We start from the raw sequence: 15,821 nt of genomic DNA, 5'->3' as shown, positions 1-15,821 counted from the left end.
GGGAGATTTGAGGCATGACCAAAGCTCAGCAGGAGAACCCTTCCGTCCATCTGGTGGTTGGTGGCGATCCCTTCCTCAACGGGCAACGCGTCAAGGAACTGTGTGCACAGGCATGTGCAGCCCATCCGGACAGCGAATACATAGAAATGGACGCGGCAGACTGCGACGCTTACGCCTTTCAGGAGGCGGTCGGACCTTCTCTGCTCAGTCAGACTGCCGTGGTTTTTCTGGATGATCTGCAGGCGGCCGATGAGGCCTTGACTCAGGCCCTGGTGGATTTTTGCCGCGAGCCGGCAGAATCCGAATCCAGCATTGTCATCGCACGTCATGACGGGGGCAACCGGGGCCGCAGGCTTTTGAACCAGATGGAACGAGTCGGAGCAGTCATAGAGCGGATGCCGGATCTGAAGAAGTTTGATGACAAGATCGACTTCGTCTATGGACAATTCAAGGCCCATCAGCGCCGCATCCAGCCACGGGCGGCCCAGCGCCTGGTGGATGTCCTGGGCGAACGTACTCCTGAACTGGCCGCCATGTGCTCCCAGCTCTGTTTCGATTTTGACCAGGACCCCATGACCTTGGAGATCGTTAACCGGTATTTGACTGATAATCCGGCTGTATCCGGATTCGCCGTGGCGGACAGGGCCCTTGCTGGGCGACCGGCCCAAGCCGTTGTCGCCCTGCGTTCAGCTTTGGAACAGGGCAATGAGCCGGTTTCTCTAATTGGAGTACTGGCTCTGAAGTTGCGGACGCTGGGCAAGGAGGCGGCCATCGAATCGGGATCCATCACAACAGCCGAGGCCAAGGCCGCCTACTGGCAGTTGCGGGAGGCAAAACGGCAGCTGCATGGATGGACCTCCTCCGGTCTTGTGGCCTGCATTGAGGCCTTGGCCCAGGCAGATGAGGTCAGCAAGACCAGCAGCGGCGATGCTCGTTATGCTCTGGAACGGGCAGTGGAGCTGATTGCCGCCAAGGGAAGGACATTGGCATGAGCCTGCAGGACAGCGCCGGTCAGCAGGATGGATTTGAGCTGGTCGTGCCTACGGGCGAGGACATGCAACGCCTGGGCAGAAACCTGGCCTCGTGTGTGCATGGCGGGGATGTGATTCTTCTGTCCGGTCCTCTGGGGGCGGGCAAGACCACGCTGGCCCAGGGGCTGGGCAGCGGACTTGGAGTGGACGGCCCTGTAGTCTCGCCCACGTTCACCATCGCAAGAGAGCTGCACGGCCATCTGTCCGACGGCTCACCTGTGACCCTGATTCATGTGGATGCCTATAGGCTGGGCGGACAGGATTATCTGCCTGGCGAAGATGGCGTGGATCGGCTTCTGGACGAGCTGGAGTCTCTTGGTCTGGACGAGGAATTGGAAGATCCGGGTCAAAGCACCATCATCCTGATGGAATGGGGGGAGCAGATGGCCTCGGTGTTGGCCGATCAACGTTTGGAAGTGACCATCAGTCGACCCGTGGATGCCCGTGAAGATCCTGACGCGCCACCCAGCTCCCAGGGTCAGCGTATGGTACGTCTTCGTGGAGTGGGACTTTCATGGGCCACCAGACTGGAGGAGCTGAGAAAGGCGATGACGGCATGAGCGGGAGCGATACGCCCCTTTTAGTGATCGATACCTCATATGGCTCGACTGTGGGGCTGCCCGGGAGGGAGCCCTGCATCGAGACCGACTCGCGCTCGCATGTGGAACGTCTTCAAGTCAATATCGCCAAGGTCATGGACCAGGCTGGATTGTCTGCCGACGAGCTGAGGACCATCGTAGTGGGACTGGGTCCTGCGCCTTTCACTGGTTTGCGGGCGGGCATCGTCACCGCCAAGGCCCTGGCTTTTGCCACGGGTGCCCGTCTGCTTGGCCAGGACATCCTGGAGCCACAAGCCCGCTATGCCTACAGGCGGTTCAAGCAGCAGGACCAAGACCATACCCGGCTCCTGGTCTTGGCAGTCAATGACGCTCGGCGTCGCCAGCTCTACTATCGTCTTTTTGACGACTTTGGAGACGTGGAGGACCCGGCCAGGCCGCTGACCGAGATGAGCATCGACTATCCAGCAGCTATCTGTGAGAAGATCGCGGCCATGGTAGAAGAGCGGAAGTCACCGGACCAAGATCCTGTCACCATGGTCGTCAGCGGCCACGGAACCGGTCGCTACGCTGACCAATGGGAGCGTCTGAACAAGCAATCTGATATACGGGTTGTGCTGGATGAGGGATCTTTCCTAGAGGATCGGATTGACGGGACAAGCCTGATGGCTGCTTGTGCATGCCGACGTGCCCAGCAGGGGCTGATCGATCCTGTGGAGCCGCTTTACCTTCGCAGGCCGGATGTCTCCGTGCCCAATCCGCTCAAACACGTAGCCGTCCAGTCATGATTCGCGGGGTGGCCTTGGGGGATTTGGACCAGCTGGTCGATCTGGAGGCGAGGGTTTTCGGCGACCAAGCCTGGAGTCGGCAGGCGCTGCGGTTCGAGCTGTCTGCGCCCTCACGCACCTACCTGGTATGGGATGACCAGGGAGCCATCCTGGGCTACGGAGGTTACTGGTCTGGTGAACGGGATGCCGAGCTGATGACCATCGGGGTGCTGCCGGAAGCCCGGAATCGAGGCATTGCAGGATTCTTGCTGGCCAGGTTGATTGCTGGAGCCGATCGCGAGGGTTTGCAGCGCATGAACCTGAAAGTGCGTGTAGACAACACCGCTGCCATTGACCTCTACAAGGACTTTGGCTTCTCACAGACGGGTCTGTGCAAAGGCTATTATCAGCCTGAAGATGTGGATGCTTGGGCTATGACCAGGCCCTTAATCTCGGTGGGACCGGGCCCGGTGGGCTTTGGCAGCAACAAGCTTTCGAAAGGACAGGAAAGGATCATTGACCATGAGTGAGCCTCTGGTGCTTGGCATCGAATCCACCTGCGACGAGACCGCGGCCGCCTTGGTTCAGGGCAACCGGCTGTTGTCCAACGTGGTGGCATCCTCCATGAACGAGCATGCCCGCTATGGCGGCGTCATACCCGAGATCGCCTCACGGGCACACGCTGAGTCCTTTGTGCCGGTCGTCTCCAAGGCCCTGAACGATGCGGATATGAACCTGTCCCAGGTCGATGCCATAGCGGTCTCGGCCGGTCCTGGGCTGGCTGGATGCCTGGCCGTAGGCGTTTCCGGTGCCAAGGCGCTGGCTTGGGCGGCGAAAAAGCCCTTGTACGGCATCAACCACGTCATCGGCCATATAGCGGTCACCCAGCTCCAATTCGGTCCATTCCCCCAGAATGCCCTGGCTCTGATTGTCTCCGGCGGCCACACCTCGCTGCTGCATGTGGATGATCTGGCGCGATCGGTCCAGGTGGTGGGCACCACACTGGACGATGCGGCGGGGGAGTGCTTCGACAAGATTGCACGTTTGCTCGGCTTCCCCTATCCGGGCGGTCCCCACATCGACCGTCATGCCCGTCTGGGCGACCCCCACGCCATCGCCGTGCCCCAGGGGCTGACAAAGGGCCGGGCCGGAGCCGAGCATCCTTATGACTTCAGCTTCTCGGGGGTCAAGACCGCAGTGGCTCGATGGGTTGAGCGCAGACAGCAGGCCGGGCTCGATATTCCCGTGGATGATGTCTGCGCCTCGCTGGCGGACTCCGTGGCCACCGTCCTCTCCCGCAAGGCCATGGCTGCCTGCCACCGGTTCGACACGGATACCCTGATTGTCGGCGGCGGGTTCTCGGCCAACTCGCAGCTGCGCGGCAGGCTTCAGGAGTTCGGCGACGAGGAGGGCGTCAAGGTCCGTATTCCGAAGATCAACTTGTGCACGGACAACGGTGCCATGGTGGCCATGCTGGGCGTCAATCTGGTTCAGGCCGGCCTGCCTCCCTCTGCTCCTGACTTCTCTATTGATTCAGCCATGCCAATGGACAAGATCCTCATGTAATCGACACGCCAAGTTGTCGGATACGAAGGTCCTGACTATAGTATGGTAATTGTGTTCAGCGAGAGTTGAACGGGACATTCCCGCATAGCTCAGTTGGCAGAGCGTTCGACTGTTAATCGAAATGTCGCTGGTTCAAGCCCAGCTGCGGGAGCTCTCAACCGCCGGTCTTCCGGCGGTTTCTTTATATTGTGCGATTTTTCAGACACATGCAATCCTGTTATCCCCAATGGTCTTAGTTGTTGTCAACACGAGTATCGGGACGATCAGTCTATTGAATTGCTGTTGGAGTCTCCTAATCCAGGAATTGATGATGTCAGTTTATTTTGGAGATTCGCTTCTTTCATGACAGCTGAATGATTATGTAGCCTTGCGTTTGGCACCCGGAAGGCACCTTTTCGGTATTGCATGAGGCGACAGACAAGTGCCTGGCCGAATTAACGACGTTGTACTATTCAGATGATCCATAGTTTTGGAGATGGACGAGAATCATTGACGATAAAGTCAGAACGAAGGAGCCAGACAGTGACGCAAGGGCAGCAAAATCACAAGAGCGTGGCACAGTTCAAGGTGGATGAGGAGCAGGAGTCTACGCCCATTGACGATCGCCTCTTCGGATCTTTCGTGGAGCACCTGGGTCGGGGCATCTACTCGGGTATCTATGAACCGGGGCATCCGACAGCAGACGAGCAGGGCTTCCGCCGCGACGTCATGGATCTTGTGAAGGAATTAGGCGTGACAACCATCCGATACCCAGGTGGCAACTTTGTTTCGGGCTATCGCTGGGAGGATGGCGTGGGACCGCGCGAAAGCCGTCCTCGCCGTCTCGATCTGGCCTGGCACTCCGGCGAAAGCAACGAATTCGGACTGCACGAGATGAGCGACTGGTTGGACAAGCTGGGCGGCAACGAGCTTATGGAGGCCGTCAACCTGGGTACCAGGGGCATGCAGGAAGCCCTGGACCTGCTCGAATACTGCAATGTGCCATCGGGCACCGAGCTGTCCGAACGGCGGCGGGCCAACGGCCATGATCGTCCCTTTGGCATCAAGATGTGGTGTCTGGGCAACGAGATGGATGGCGACTGGCAGATTGGCCACAAGAGTGCACAGGAATACGCTGATCTGGCCAACCGGACGGCTGTGGCCATGCGGATGATCGACCCGGACTTGGATCTGGTTGTATGCGGGTCTTCCTCGCACACCATGCCCACTTTCGGCCTCTGGGAGCGTACAGTCCTGGAGCGCTGCTTTGAAAATGTGAACTTCCTCTCATGTCATGCCTATTACGCACCCAAGGATGGAGACATGGCCAGCTTTCTGGCTTCCGGCGTGGACATGGACAGTTTCATCACCGATGTGGCGGCCATCATCGCCGCCTCGCGTGCCCGGCTGGGCAGCGATCATCAGGTTTTCATCTCCTTTGACGAGTGGAATGTATGGTACCAGGAGGCTCAGGCCAGCAGATCGCCCGAAGGCATCGGCAATTGGCCTCTAGGCGCACCGCTTTTGGAGGATGTCTATTCGGCAGCAGATGCCGTTGTGGTGGGCGACTTGCTGATTACCCTGCTCAGGCATGCCGATGTCGTTCATGCAGCCAGCCTGGCCCAGCTGGTCAACGTCATTGCCCCCATCATGACTGAGCCCGGCGGTCCTGCTTGGCGGCAGACCATTTTCTACCCCTTCGCCCTGACAGCTCGTTATGCACGAGGCGGCAACGTGCTCAAGAGTCTGCAAAGCGGCGACATCTATGAGACTTCGCGCTATGGTCAGGTGCCCATGACCGATTCAGTGGCCGTCAGAGGTGCCGATGGTTCACTAAGCGTTTTTGTGGTCAACCGCAGCCCTGACAGTTCTGTTGATTTCAGAATCGCCCTGCCTGAACAGGATCGACGCAGACAAGCCACAGTAAGCACTCTGCATGAGGACGACCCCTCGGCACGCAACACTCTTGAAGACCAGGAACGGGTCGTCATGCATGCCCGGAAAGACTTCAAGATGGATGAGGGTGCCTTGAATCTTCAGCTGCCTCCTATCTCTTGGACGGTCATTCATTTGGCTTAAAAGGCCGATAAAGGCATCTGGGCTGACAACCCTTTCAGGGCTTTCGGGTATGGTGCCTTTACGGTCCATCTGGATGTGGACGACTGGATATTCGACCACATGCCTTTTTCCGGTTCACGCGGCCTTGGCATCGAATCCATCCTGATGGTGGACGCTCAATCGGGCGTCCACGATGACGGAGGGAAGGTGCACCTATGGCCTGTGCGCGTGACCATAAGAACAAGGGCATCAAACGGATTACCGGCCGGATGCCCATTATGCCTTCCGGCTGTCGGCCTCCTTGGTTCCCCAGGACTCTGCTGGTGCTGATGCTGGCACTGGTCCTGTCGGCCGCAGGACCCACGGCAACTGTCATGGCTCAGCCTGCGCCGACCCTACCTTCGGCTGCAGTTCCGGCGCAGAACGGTCGAGTTACATCATCGACTGCAGCCTGCCGCCGGGGCTGGCTGTGGCCCCTTGAACCCCTGACTGCAGACAATGCCGCATCGCAGGTTATTATTCGTCCCTTTGATCCGCCGGATCATCCTTGGCTGAGCGGTCATCGTGGGATTGACCTGGCAGCGCAGCAGGGCAGGCGTATCAGGACTCCGGCAGACGGTGTCATCGCCTTTGCAGGTTCCGTAGCAGGCAAGGACGTGGTCTCCATTCGTCACGGCAATCTGGTCTCCACCTACGAGCCTGCGCAGAGCTCTTTGCCGACGGGAACCCGACTTCAGGCCGGCACGGTCTGGGGGAAAGTAGAGGGGGTCTCGGACCACTGTGCTCAGGATTGTCTGCACTGGGGTCTCAAAGACGGTCAAGGCCGCTATTTGAATCCCGGCGCTAAAGTCGGAAATCATAGGATTCGTCTTAAACCCTTATAGCAGCGCCACAGTCGTTCAGATGACGCGCGCGTCTGCAGACCGGGTATATCGCTGGCCCGGGGGAGCGGTTAGAATCGTTAAGCATAACGCCGTTTCAGCAGGGAGTGGTCATGCAGAACATTCAGCAAGAATTCACGCGTCCGCTTGAGGAGCCCATAGATGCCGATGCCAGCGTCTTCTCCCTGCTTGAAGACAGGGTGGTGCGCCTGGGGGACGATTCTTTGATTGAATACCGAAGCGGACGTGAGTGGAACACCATCACGGCCCGTGAGTTCCGGGATCGTGTGGTCGGGCTGGCCAAGGGGCTTATGGCACGAGGGATAGGTCGGGGGGATTCGGTGGCCATCGTCTCGCACACCCGATGGGAGTGGACTGCCCTGGACATGGCTATCCTGTCCATCGGAGCGGTTACGGTGCCGGTCTACGAGACAGACTCGCCCGATCAGATTCGCCGTATCTTCAACGACTCCCACGTGGGCATGGCCTTTCTGGAGGATGACGACATGAGGGCCCGGGTGGACGCGGTTCGTTCCCAGTGTGCCTATCTGAACGATCTGTATGTGATAACAAGGGGGGCGCTGACCACCATGACCGCCTACGGACGGGCGGTGGACCAGGCAGACTTCCAATCCCGGGCCGACTCGGTGCGAGGCTCCGACTTGGCAACTATCGTCTACACTTCAGGCTCCACGGGCAAGCCCAAGGGCATAGAGATCAGTCACAGCAACATCGTCTTCACCGTTCGTTCGGGTGCTCAGGCGGTTCCTGACATCTGCTTGGGCGAGGGCAGGCGGCTTCTACTCTGTCTGCCTCTGGCCCACGCCTTTGCCCGCTGCCTGCAGTTCTTCGCCATCGCCACGGATCTCACCCTGGGGCTCACCGGGTCCATCCGCAATCTGCTGCAGGACACGCAGACTTTCAAGCCCACCTTCATCCTGGCTGTGCCGCGAATCTTCGAGAAGATCTACAACGCCGCATCCCAGCGGGCCGGCACAGGCGCTAGGGGCAGGATTTTCCTGGATGCTGCAGGGGTGGCCAGGCAGTGGTCCCGTCACCAACAGAACGGCACCCGCGTTCCCATGTCGTTGAAGACCAAGCACCTCATGTACACGGGCACCGTCTACGATCCCATCCTCGAGGCCTTGGGCGGCCGGGTCAAGTATGCCATTTCGGGCGGAGCACCCCTGGACAGGGACATCGCGGACTTCTTCAACGGCATAGGTCTGCCCCTCCTCGAGGGCTACGGCATGACCGAGACCATGGGTCCGGTGACGGTCAACCCTACCAAGGGCTACCGGCTGGGCACCATCGGCTTGCCCATGCCCGGCATCACCGTGGGCATCGACCAGGAGGGCCAGCTCTGTGTCAAGGGCCCCGATGTCTGCATGGGCTACCACAACCATCCAGAAATCACCACCAGGCAGATTCGCGACGGCTGGTTGCTGACCGGCGATCTGGGAAGTCTGGACGAGGACGGGTTCGTTCGGCTGACTGGCCGGCGCAAGGAAATCATCATTACTGCTGGTGGCAAGAACATCTCGCCGGCGCTGCTGGAGACGGCTGTTGAACGTTCGCCCATTATCAGCCACTGTATGGTCATCGGAGACCGCAGGCCATTCGTCTCGGCCTTGATCACCCTCAATTCCGAGGAGGTCGACCGCTGGTTGCGGGACCAGGGCGCTGAGCCCCTGAAAGAGGCCGCTCCGGCTGGGGAGAACCCCATTATCCGCACCGAGGTCGACCGTGCAGTGGACGCGGCCAATGCTCAGGTATCCCGGGCCGAGGGCATCCGCCGCTATCTGATTCTGGACCAGGACTTCACTCGTGAAAACGGTCTGCTCACCGCATCATACAAGCCCCGCCGTCAGGAGGTTCTCAAGCGGTATGAGGATCGGATCGAGCAGGAGATCTATGCTCAAAGACCAGCATCGGCAGGTTTGATGTAGCCGGTGTCGATCAGCGTCGCCTTGAGGTTGGATGCCGAAACCGCAACCAAAGGTCTTGACAGACGGTGTAACTGTTTGCCATCCTGATTGACGGTCTGAATCGTATCCATGGCTGGCACCTTCCCCTGGCTGTTGAGGTTGACGCAGGCCTTGGCAATATCACCCGCAAGCCCCAGTCTGTCTTCCAGCCCGGTCATCCACTGCTGTCCATCCACGATTTGGGGGATGTTGTCCGCATAGGCGCCATACCCACTGATGATGGGCCAGGCGGTGTGGTCGTCGGAGGACGTGGATTCTTGGGTCTTGCCCGTGTTCTGCGAAGAATCCGCTTGCGACCCCGACGAATTCTGGCTTGCAGGGCTCTGGGCGGGTTTGGGCACGCGCTGACGGTGCAGATCCTGACGGCCGGCCATGGATCCCACGATGCCGGATATGGAAATTTCCGGATTGACGTCCGCCGACGAACCTCGATATCCTAAATCCCTGAGCTCAGAGACCACTCCGGAAACGATGAAGTCGTTCATGGCCAGAATGCCGTCTACCTCGGTATGGGATTTGGCGTCGTCGTTCATGGATAGACGGGTTGCCAGCTCTTTGCCTGTAGCCGAGGCATCCTTGCCTGGATCGAAGGCGACAGCCTGCCAGTCCCGTTCGGTACTGTCGGCCTGCAGGCGTCCCGAGGGACTGTCGGCCCTTCCATCCTTGAAATATGGACCTAGCACCTGCCAGATTCCGGCGAAGGCCTGGGCGGGGAAGGAATTCTGATCCTCTTGCTGGTCCTGTTCAGCCTGGTTGGCTTCAGCACCCGTGTCAGTAGAGGATACATCAGAGGATGCATCGGCCGGACGGTTCGGCAGCAGGATCTCGATGTGGCAGGGGTTGTCCTTGCTGGCCTTGTCCAGCTCCAGCTTGCTGGCCAGCTTCTCCGCCTGCATCTGACCAATGGCCCGTGCGTCAGACAACTGTACGAATAGATCCGGCTGAATGCCCGGTACTTGGTTGGCCATCAGCACCACGTGCATGCCCGCACCAGCAGCCAGACGCAGAGACGAGACCAGACGTGAACTCGCCTTGTCTTTGGCATCGACATCGAGTGACTTGCTGATATAGTCGCCATACTGGCGGGTAATGGAGTCTGGCGAGGTCATGGGTGCCACCACCAATGTGGTCGGCTCTGAGGTCTTTTCGGTCTTGCGCTCCGAAAGACGGTTGACCACGTAATCCTGCAGTTCCTTGCTTTGATCCTCCAGATTCCCGCTGGTGTATGCGTCGATGCGCTTGCTGGAAAGATGCTCCTTGGTCAGTGCCGACTTGAGCTCTGGAACCAGGGCGGCCCATTTGTTGATGGGTGTGTGCTGGGAGAGGGTGATGCCGTCAGAGGGAGTGAAAATGGCCACCCGACCGGGTACTTCGGCAGTTGACGTGGAGGTCGCCTGGCTCTGCGGGGCGGTCGGGGATTGTCTCCCCCCGCTTATGGCTGGACCGCAGGCACTTGCTGATGCGACCATGACCAGGCATGCCAGCAGGGTCATCAAGCCGGACAAATGCCGTGCAAAGCCGGTCTTCTTCACATTCGCTCCTTCGTCCCGACAGAGCCCGACTCTGGCCGGGTCCCGAGCAACCATTGTATGGCTCCCGGGCAGGAGCGTATGGAGCCTCCTTGCTTTTGTGACAAGATTCTCGCCGAGGGGCAGACGGTCAAGACCGATCCGAACAGATTAACCGTCTGCAATAGCTGGGAGATGATGCTCTGTGTGATGTGATCTGTTAGTCCGCCTTGCTGTCCCTGGCCTCTGTCGCAGCTGAAACCATACGTTCGGCAAGGGCATGGTCCAGGGCATCCATGAAGCCCTCGGTGTCCAGCCAGGGCTGATCAGGACCGACCAGGCTGGCCAGATCCTTGGTCATACGGCCGGAGCGCACGGTCTCGATAACCACAGATTCCAGAGTTCGCGCAAACCAAGCTACCTTGGGCGTATCATCCAGCCGAGCCCGTTGCTTGAGTCCGCCGGTCCAGGCGAAAATGGAGGCGATCGGGTTGGTGGAGGTGGTTTCGCCCTTGAGCCAGCGCCGGTAATGCCTGGTCACGGTCCCATGGGCAGCCTCGGCTTCTACAGTTTGCCCGTCGGCCGTCATCAGCATGGATGTCATCAGGCCAAGAGACCCGAACCCTTGAGCTATTGCATCAGACTGGACATCACCGTCGTAATTCTTGCAGGCCCAGACGTATCCTCCCGGCCACTTGAGCGAGGAGGCCACCATATCGTCGATCAGCCGATGCTGATAGGTCAGTCCCTCTTCCTCGAACCGACTCTGGTATTCCTGCTCGTAGACCTGGGCGAAAATATCCTTGAACCGACCGTCATAGGCCTTGAGGATGGTGTTCTTGGTGCTCAGGTAGACCGGATAGCGCCTCTGCAGGGCATAGTTGAAGCAGGAACGCGCGAAGTCACGGATGGAATCATCAAGGTTGAACTGCACCTGGGCAACGCCCGGACCTGGGTAGATTGTCACCTGTCTGGTCACAGGGTCGCTCCCGTCATCAGGAGTGAACACGACGCTTAGCTTTCCCGGCCCGGGAACGGTGAAATCAGTCGCCTGGTACTGGTCGCCGAAGGCATGGCGGGCCACCACAATGGGTTTGGTCCATCCGGGAACCAGCCGGGGAATATTGTCGATAACGATGGGCTCGCGGAAGATGGTTCCACCAAGGATGTTGCGGATGGTGCCGTTGGGTGACTTCCACATGCGCTTAAGACCGAATTCCTTTACGCGGGCCTCGTCCGGAGTAATGGTGGCGCACTTGACTCCCACGTGCTCGCGTTGAATGGCCTGAGCCGCCTGCACGGTGACCTCGTCGTCGGTGGCATCCCTGTTGCGGATGCCCAGGTCGTAATAGTCCAGGTCCACGTCCAGATAGGGCAGAATCAGCCGTTCCTTGATCATTTTCCAGATGACCCGGGTCATCTCGTCACCGTCGAGCTCGACGATGCGTCCCTTCACGGCGATCTTGTCCATGGCGGCCTCCTATCGGTCGGCGGGTCGGGGGCCGGATCCTGCTCCCGATGCCGCAATTGCGCTCGCGAACAGTTCTATCCCAAGTTTGTTACTCTCTGTTCCCCTGCTCGTAACCCGTTCGTAGCACGCCGGAGCGTCATCATGAGGCGCTAGGCTGACAGACATGACACAGGAAATCGAAATTGGTCTCGGCAAGAAGGCTACAGTCGCCTACACGCTCGATGATGTTTCCATACTCCCTTCAAGGAGGACTAGGGATCCCCAGGATGTCTCCACGGCTTGGCAGGTGGATGCCTACGAGTTCGACCTGCCTTTGCTGGGGGCGCCTATGGATTCGGCGACCAGCCCCGAGACGGCAATTGCCTTGGGACGGTTAGGTGGATTGGGTGTGCTTGACCTGGAAGGATTGTGGACCCGATATGAAGATCCGCGTCCGCAGCTGGACAGGATAGCCCATGCCTCGTCGGAGCAGGCGACTGGGGTCATTCAGGAGGTCTACCGGGAGCCGGTCAAGGCAGAGCTGATTACCCGCCGTCTCCAGGAGATTCGCAAGGCCGGAGTCACAGTGGCCGGGGCTCTGTCCCCTCAGCGCACGCAGGAGTTCTACACTACGGTGGTTGATGCGGGCGTGGATCTCTTCGTAATCCGTGGGACGGCGGTCTCGGCCGAGCATGTCTCTACCAGCCATGAGCCCTTGGATTTGAAGAAATTCATCTACGACCTGGACGTTCCGGTCATCGTTGGCGGGGCCGCCACCTACCAGGCGGCTCTGCATCTGATGCGTACGGGTGCCGCTGGGGTCCTTGTCGGGTTCGGCGGGGGAGCCTCCTCAACTGACTCCGCCACCATCGGCATTCAGGCCCCCATGGCTACGGCCATCTCGGATGTGGCTGAGGCGCGTCGCGACTACCTGGATGAGTCCGGCGGACGCTACGTTCAGGTCATCGCCGACGGTGAGACGGGCACATCGGGGTCCTTTGTCAAGGCCTTGGCCATGGGGGCCGACGCGGTCATGCTGGGCACGCCTCTGGCTAAGGCTACCGATGCTCCCGGCCAGGGCATGCATTGGGGGGCCGAGGCCCATCATCCTGAGCTGCCAAGGGGTCGCAGGGTCCAGGTCGGCCAGGTGGGGAGCCTAGAGCGCATACTTTTTGGACCCAGCGATCGCACCGATGGCAGTCTGAATTTTATCGGAGCTCTGCGGCGAGCCATGGCTTCCACCGGCTACGTGGATGTCAAGAACTTCCAAAAGTGCCGTGTGGCAGTGACTCCTGCTCCACGCAGCTAAGCAGAAGAAGACATCCACAACCTATTTATTCATAACACTTACATTTACAATCCCTCTGCGCATTCCTGTTCTGAACGTAATCGCTGTCGTTGCGTCAGTTGCCCGGTGCGCGGAGGGGGATCAGGCACGCCGAAGTGCAAGGAGAAGAAGTATGACGGAGTATATGGATCTGGCACCGGCCTGGGATAGTGATCAGGCAATCGAGGATCCAGAAGGACAGGAGTTCGACAGCTGGTGGCCGTCCACCTGTACACAGGTGCCGCTCGGACTCGGCGACATCAATCTGACAGTGCGAACAGTCAATTTCGTTCGGCCGGAAGATGTTGCTGAGAATGAGGGTCTGCCAGGGGGTCTCAAGCGAATTCTCGTCAACCTGTGCGCACTGGCTTCCAGGGTTTTCGATGTGCTAAGGGGCCGTCTGCCGATGAAGAGCCTGGAGCGTGTGCTCAACCGCGTATGCATGGAACGGCTGGCCCTACTGGCCCGGTTGCTGAATGATCGGCATCTGGGCATGGTTCGTACTGCAGATCATGCCAGAATGACATACTTGCCGCTGATTCCTAAACTGGTTGAGATCTACCGCGTGGACCGTGACCGATACGAAACCACTATCGGATTCCTGGTCGGCGAGCGCACTGTGCTTGCCAACATGATTGTTGCAAGGAGCGGTTCGCGCTGGGTCTGTGTACGCTTCGACATGGGCTAGGCGGCGGCTTTGGCGGGTTGACCCATATGATGGTGGGTATGTTGCGTGAATATACGGTCGAGCTTCAACACCCGACGACGGACAAGGACACCATCTATTCGCTCCTGGCAAAACGCACCGCTCGCGATCCTGAGGAGCTGGTTGCCCAGTGGCAGGATCCCATGACCAGAAACTGGCACGATGTCAAGGCCGGGCAGATGTCCGCGCGGGTTCGTGCCGTGGCCAAGGGCATGATGGCCCTGGGTGTGGAAAAAGGCAGCACCGTAGTCATCTACGCCTCGACCAGCTATGACTGGGGGGTCACGGACTTCGCTTGCGCGGCCATCGGGGCGGTCTCTGTGCCCATCTATGAGACCGACTCGCCCAGCCAGGCCCAGAAGATCGTTCAGGATGTGGACTGCGTTCTGGCCTTTGCCGGCGACTCGGAGCATGCGCAGATCCTTGAGCAGGTTCGGGGGTCATCGCCCAAGCTCAAGTATGTCTTCAATTTCGAGGCAGGGGGCCTGAATGCAGTCAGCGAATTCGGCCAGGGGATTGACGACGAGCGCCTGGATCAAGCCATCGCCCAGGTCAAAGCCGACGATTTGGCCACCATCGTCTACACTTCGGGCTCCACCGGTGAGCCCAAAGGCGCTATGCTTTCCAACCGGAACTTCGTCCACATCGTTTTCGTCGGCTGGGATGTGCTCTACCACATGCTGGCAGCCCCCTCACGCCTGATGCTTTTCCTGCCCCTGGCCCACTGCTTCGCCCGCTACATCCAGTACGTGGCCATCGGCGCTCAGGGCGTGGTCGGATACGTCTCCAACGCCAAGCACCTGCTGACTGACCTGCGCACCTTCCGGCCCACCTATCTGTTGGGCGTGCCCCGAGTCTTCGAGAAGGTCTACAATGCCGCCTCGCAGAAGGCCGGCACAGGTTTGGCCGGCAAGGTCTTTGCCAAGGCCACCAGGCACTTCATCAAGTGGTCAAAGGACGAGCAGGAGGGGCGCGGCCACTCGCCGCTGACCCGCCTGGCTCACGCCTTCTACACCAAAACCGTCGGCAACACAATTGAGTCCGCCCTGGGTTCCAACCTGAGCTATCTGGCTTGCGGCGGCGCACCCATGAACGCCGACCTGGCCCACTTCTTCAACGGAATCGACGGGATCACCTTCATTCAGGGATACGGAATGACCGAGACGGCGGCCCCCTGCATTGTCAACTTCGAGGATGCCAACGAAGTTGGTTCGGTCGGTCGACCTGGCTCGGGCATCACGGTCAGGCTGAGCGACGACGATGAGCTTTTGGTCAAGGGCCCCAGCGTCTTTATGGGCTACTACCACCAGCCCGAGCTGGATTCCACCGTGCTTGATAAGGACGGCTGGCTGCATACCGGCGATTTAGCCCAAATCGACGATCAGGGCTTCGTCTTCATTACCGGCCGAAAGAAGGACGTTATCATCACAGCCGGCGGCAAGAACGTGAGCCCGGCACCTTTGGAGGATGTGATCAGCACCTGTCCGATAGTCTCTCAAGCCGTGGTCGTGGGCGACGGCAGACCCTTCGTGGGCGCCCTGGTTACTTTGGATGTCGGCATGCTGAAATCGTGGCTGACCTCCCAGGGTCTGGACGCTGACATGAGCATGGAGCAGGCCAGCCATAACGATGCGATCCATGCCTTCATCCAACAGTATGTGGACAAGGCCAACTGCAACGTCTCGCGGGCCGAGTCGGTGCGGAAGTTCCTGGTGCTGGACAAGGACTTCAGCCAGGAGGACGGTACCCTGACCCCCAGCCTGAAGGTTGTGCGCCCCGAGGTGCTCCGCCAGTATGCCGAACTTGTGGACAAGGTCCTCTATGCGCCCAGAACGCCAGCCAAACCCGCTGCCAAAGAGAACGACATCGTCAGCAGGGCACGGACCACTATGAGTGACTCCCTGGCCAGCATGACCGGACGCAAGCGTGATGGTCGCCAGGAGGAGGAAGCGGCCCCGGAGGATGAGAAGGACGGCCACGACGGCCGGGATGACGAGGAGTAG

General features: G+C 59.5%; 13 protein-coding genes and 1 tRNA gene. 12 read left to right on the top strand and 2 right to left on the bottom strand.

Annotated elements, in window-relative coordinates:
• Positions 1–14: 14 nt before the first annotated feature.
• The 9 genes from holA to CI603_RS05175 all read left to right on the top strand — a co-directional run bounded on the left by holA (position 15) and on the right by CI603_RS05175 (position 8,788).
• Positions 15–992 (top strand): DNA polymerase III subunit delta, encoded by a 978-nt coding sequence (holA, locus tag CI603_RS05215; protein ID WP_121913311.1) that lies wholly within the window; start codon positions 15–17, stop codon positions 990–992.
• Positions 989–1,591, top strand: a complete 603-nt coding sequence (tsaE, locus tag CI603_RS05210) for a tRNA (adenosine(37)-N6)-threonylcarbamoyltransferase complex ATPase subunit type 1 TsaE (RefSeq protein ID WP_121913310.1) — start codon at positions 989–991, stop codon at positions 1,589–1,591. The genes holA and tsaE overlap by 4 nt, the downstream gene beginning before the upstream one ends.
• The gene (tsaB, locus tag CI603_RS05205; protein WP_121913309.1) at positions 1,588–2,376 is read left to right on the top strand and encodes a tRNA (adenosine(37)-N6)-threonylcarbamoyltransferase complex dimerization subunit type 1 TsaB; all 789 of its coding nucleotides are present in this window, start codon (positions 1,588–1,590) and stop codon (positions 2,374–2,376) included. Before tsaE ends, tsaB begins: the two co-directional genes overlap by 4 nt.
• Positions 2,373–2,885 carry a ribosomal protein S18-alanine N-acetyltransferase gene (rimI, locus tag CI603_RS05200; protein WP_121913308.1) on the top strand — a complete coding sequence of 171 codons (513 nt, stop codon included), beginning with the start codon at positions 2,373–2,375 and terminating at the stop codon, positions 2,883–2,885. Before tsaB ends, rimI begins: the two co-directional genes overlap by 4 nt.
• The gene (tsaD, locus tag CI603_RS05195) at positions 2,878–3,921 is read left to right on the top strand and encodes a tRNA (adenosine(37)-N6)-threonylcarbamoyltransferase complex transferase subunit TsaD (RefSeq protein ID WP_110425172.1); all 1,044 of its coding nucleotides are present in this window, start codon (positions 2,878–2,880) and stop codon (positions 3,919–3,921) included. Before rimI ends, tsaD begins: the two co-directional genes overlap by 8 nt.
• Before the next feature lie 78 nt (positions 3,922–3,999).
• Positions 4,000–4,072, top strand: a tRNA-Asn gene (locus CI603_RS05190).
• Between the two features lie 371 nt (positions 4,073–4,443).
• Positions 4,444–5,979: an alpha-N-arabinofuranosidase gene (locus CI603_RS05185; RefSeq protein WP_121913307.1), complete on the top strand. Its 1,536-nt coding sequence runs from the start codon at positions 4,444–4,446 to the stop codon at positions 5,977–5,979.
• 194 nt (positions 5,980–6,173) lie between these two features.
• Complete coding sequence (locus CI603_RS05180) at positions 6,174–6,842, top strand: M23 family metallopeptidase (protein ID WP_121913306.1); 669 nt, start codon at positions 6,174–6,176, stop codon at positions 6,840–6,842.
• 110 nt (positions 6,843–6,952) lie between these two features.
• Complete coding sequence (locus CI603_RS05175; RefSeq protein ID WP_121913305.1) at positions 6,953–8,788, top strand: long-chain fatty acid--CoA ligase; 1,836 nt, start codon at positions 6,953–6,955, stop codon at positions 8,786–8,788.
• On the opposite strand, the gene CI603_RS05170 is transcribed toward CI603_RS05175, so the two are convergent.
• Both CI603_RS05170 and CI603_RS05165 read right to left on the bottom strand, forming a co-directional pair.
• Positions 8,758–10,320, bottom strand: a complete 1,563-nt coding sequence (locus tag CI603_RS05170) for a hypothetical protein (RefSeq protein WP_183122261.1) — start codon at positions 10,318–10,320, stop codon at positions 8,758–8,760. The two genes, CI603_RS05175 and CI603_RS05170, sit on opposite strands and share 31 nt — an antisense overlap.
• Positions 10,321–10,555: 235 nt before the next feature.
• Positions 10,556–11,806, bottom strand: a complete 1,251-nt coding sequence (locus CI603_RS05165) for an NADP-dependent isocitrate dehydrogenase (RefSeq protein WP_121913304.1) — start codon at positions 11,804–11,806, stop codon at positions 10,556–10,558.
• A 163-nt stretch (positions 11,807–11,969) separates the two neighbouring features.
• On the opposite strand from CI603_RS05165, the gene CI603_RS05160 reads away from it, so the two are divergent.
• The 3 genes from CI603_RS05160 to CI603_RS05150 all read left to right on the top strand — a co-directional run bounded on the left by CI603_RS05160 (position 11,970) and on the right by CI603_RS05150 (position 15,821).
• Entirely contained in the window at positions 11,970–13,094 is a 1,125-nt protein-coding gene (locus tag CI603_RS05160; RefSeq protein WP_046322843.1) for a GuaB3 family IMP dehydrogenase-related protein, read from the top strand.
• A 151-nt stretch (positions 13,095–13,245) separates the two neighbouring features.
• A complete protein-coding gene (locus CI603_RS05155) occupies positions 13,246–13,800 on the top strand; it encodes an Rv3235 family protein (RefSeq protein WP_121913303.1) in 555 nt (184 codons plus the stop codon).
• Between the two features lie 38 nt (positions 13,801–13,838).
• Entirely contained in the window at positions 13,839–15,821 is a 1,983-nt protein-coding gene (locus CI603_RS05150) for a long-chain fatty acid--CoA ligase (RefSeq protein ID WP_046322845.1), read from the top strand.

The sequence above is a fragment of the Bifidobacterium sp. wkB338 genome (assembly GCF_003688325.1).
GTDB lineage: Bacteria > Actinomycetota > Actinomycetes > Actinomycetales > Bifidobacteriaceae > Bombiscardovia > Bombiscardovia polysaccharolytica.
The sequence above is the reverse complement of the archived record's forward strand: the minus strand, read 5'-3'. Positions and strand labels throughout refer to the sequence as shown.

Coding starts and splice junctions, on each gene's coding strand:
- holA (WP_121913311.1), top strand. CDS start 15: ATGACCAAAGCTCAGCAGGAGAACCCTTCCGTCCATCTGGTGGTTGGT.
- tsaE (WP_121913310.1), top strand. CDS start 989: ATGAGCCTGCAGGACAGCGCCGGTCAGCAGGATGGATTTGAGCTGGTC.
- tsaB (WP_121913309.1), top strand. CDS start 1,588: ATGAGCGGGAGCGATACGCCCCTTTTAGTGATCGATACCTCATATGGC.
- rimI (WP_121913308.1), top strand. CDS start 2,373: ATGATTCGCGGGGTGGCCTTGGGGGATTTGGACCAGCTGGTCGATCTG.
- tsaD (WP_110425172.1), top strand. CDS start 2,878: ATGAGTGAGCCTCTGGTGCTTGGCATCGAATCCACCTGCGACGAGACC.
- CI603_RS05180 (WP_121913306.1), top strand. CDS start 6,174: ATGGCCTGTGCGCGTGACCATAAGAACAAGGGCATCAAACGGATTACC.
- CI603_RS05175 (WP_121913305.1), top strand. CDS start 6,953: ATGCAGAACATTCAGCAAGAATTCACGCGTCCGCTTGAGGAGCCCATA.
- CI603_RS05170 (WP_183122261.1), bottom strand. CDS start 10,320: ATGACCCTGCTGGCATGCCTGGTCATGGTCGCATCAGCAAGTGCCTGC.
- CI603_RS05165 (WP_121913304.1), bottom strand. CDS start 11,806: ATGGACAAGATCGCCGTGAAGGGACGCATCGTCGAGCTCGACGGTGAC.
- CI603_RS05160 (WP_046322843.1), top strand. CDS start 11,970: ATGACACAGGAAATCGAAATTGGTCTCGGCAAGAAGGCTACAGTCGCC.
- CI603_RS05155 (WP_121913303.1), top strand. CDS start 13,246: ATGACGGAGTATATGGATCTGGCACCGGCCTGGGATAGTGATCAGGCA.
- CI603_RS05150 (WP_046322845.1), top strand. CDS start 13,839: ATGTTGCGTGAATATACGGTCGAGCTTCAACACCCGACGACGGACAAG.